General features: G+C 42.9%; 1 protein-coding gene. It reads left to right on the plus strand.

What is annotated here, in order from left to right:
* Positions 1-1481 (plus strand): IS1182 family transposase (locus tag QUA54_RS34160; RefSeq protein ID WP_333419458.1); only part of this gene is annotated, 1481 nt, incomplete at its 5' end.
* Positions 1482-1532: the final 51 nt, after the last annotated feature.

Consider the following 1532-nt stretch of genomic DNA (forward strand, 5'->3'; position numbering starts at 1 on the left):
TATTTAATGATGAGTTTCAAGAAGAACTTGCTACAATTTTTAAAGACAGCACAGTGGGTCAGGGTCCAGTTCCTCCTGCACAAATTGCTTTGGCAATTATTCTGCAAGCCTACTTAGGCATTTCTGATGATGAAGTCATTGAAGAAATGCTCATGGATCGACGTTGGCAGTTAGTTCTCGATTGTCTCAATTGTGAAACTCCCCCTTTTAGCAAAGCCACTTTGGTTCGATTCAGAAATCGCTTAATTAAAAAAGAACTAGACCAACGTTTAATTGACCGCACCGTAGAAATTGCCAAACAAAAAGGTGGGTTTGGCTCATCTCAACTGAAAGCGGCTTTAGATTCTTCACCTTTATGGGGAGCTGGGAAAGTCGAAGATACATATAATCTATTGGGTCATGCTTTGCGTAAGGCGGTGAGTGTGATAGCTGTTGTGCAGGGGCGGGAGCCAGCAGAAATTGCCGAGTTAGCTGGTGCACCAATTCTCAATAGTTCCAGCTTAAAAACAGCCTTAGACTTAAACTGGGATAATCCAGTAGAGCGTCAAAATGCACTCTTAGTCATCCTAAATAGCTTAAATTCCGTAGAAGAATGGATGCAAAGCCAGCCCGCTCGTGATGAGTTTGAAGTGGCTCAAGAGACTCTGGATGTTGCCCGAGTCATTGAATCCCAAAATGTGACTTTAGACTCTCAAGGATTTCCTAATCTTGCTAAAGGGGTGGCAAAAGATCGTCGCATTTCTATTGAAGACCCCGATATGCGGCATGGGCGTAAAAGCCGCTCTAAAAAAATAGATGGATATAAACGTCACGTCCTCAAAGATTTAGAGAGTGGTGTAGTTTGTGCCGTGGCGTTGACACGCGCCAATACTCCAGAATCTGCTGCTACAATTGACCTAGAACGTGACTTGAAATTTCAAAACATTCACCTATCTGAGTTACATATCGATCGGGCTTATTTATCTAGTCATTGGGTGACACAACGGAATGATAAATTTCAGATATTTTGCAAGGCGTGGCCGGTCAAAAATTCTGGACGGTTTGATAAAAATTCTTTTTTCCTTGACTGGGATACGCATTTAATTAGCTGTCCCAATCAGGTAAGTATCCCATTTGAACCGGGAAAAACTGTTCATTTTCCTCAGAATGAATGTGCAATTTGTCCTCTGAGGTCTGGTTGCACGAATAGTCAAAGAGGACGGACTGTATCAATTCATCCTGATGAAGCCTTAATGCAAGAGTTGCGAGCACGTCAATCTACTGCTATTGGTCGCCAAGACTTGAGAAAACGTACTACAGTTGAACACTCTCTGGCTCATATTGGCCATTGGCAGGGGAACCGTGCTCGCTATATTGGACTGCGGAAAAATCTCTTCGATCTACGGCGAGTCGCTGTTGTTCATAATCTTCATGTCATTGCTCGAATGGATAAGGTTCGACCAATTACACCAGGCATAGACTCGAACTCATGCACTGGCTAATTTCATAAATTCCTTTTTTTGTCAACTCCTAATACTGAACCGACGCCCTAG

It is taken from the genome of Microcoleus sp. MOSTC5, assembly GCF_036701825.1.
Taxonomy (GTDB): Bacteria; Cyanobacteriota; Cyanobacteriia; order Cyanobacteriales; family Microcoleaceae; genus Microcoleus; species Microcoleus asticus.